This window comes from Pseudomonas paraversuta (assembly GCF_904063065.1).
Taxonomy (GTDB): Bacteria; Pseudomonadota; Gammaproteobacteria; order Pseudomonadales; family Pseudomonadaceae; genus Aquipseudomonas; species Aquipseudomonas paraversuta.
Genome location: NZ_CAJFCL010000043.1, coordinates 1 through 467 on the forward strand (window position 1 = coordinate 1; position 467 = coordinate 467).

The following is a 467-nucleotide window of genomic DNA, read 5'->3' on the forward strand; positions in this document are numbered from 1 at the left end:
AAGAACGTTCACAAATTTTACCTTAGCCTGAATAAACACCAGTGAAAGTGCTATCCAGTCTAACTTTCTATTACATACCCAAATTTTTAAAGAACGATCTAATCAAAAGATCAGAAATCAACATTCACCATCATTTGATGGAATGCTCATTTCTAAGCTTTACGATACAGAAGCAAGTAATGGTGGAGCCAAACGGGATCGAACCGTTGACCTCCTGCGTGCAAGGCAGGCGCTCTCCCAGCTGAGCTATGGCCCCATATTTCTACAGGCACTTTCCACACAAAATTGGTGGGTCTGGGCAGATTCGAACTGCCGACCTCACCCTTATCAGGGGTGCGCTCTAACCAACTGAGCTACAGACCCAATTTCGAGCTTGTAACTGTTAGCGTGCGCTATCAGCCTGGAGCTTAAATTTGCTTCTATCGTCTTCTTCAATGAATCAAGCAATTCGTGTGGGAACTTATGGA

2 tRNA genes are annotated in these 467 nt (G+C 44.1%); both read right to left on the minus strand.

Annotation, left to right across the window (positions count from 1 at the left end):
• Nucleotides 1-180: 180 nt before the first annotated feature.
• A tRNA-Ala gene (locus tag JQ845_RS22840) sits at nucleotides 181-256 on the minus strand.
• A gap of 30 nt (nucleotides 257-286) precedes the next feature.
• Nucleotides 287-363, minus strand: a tRNA-Ile gene (locus tag JQ845_RS22845).
• Nucleotides 364-467: the final 104 nt, after the last annotated feature.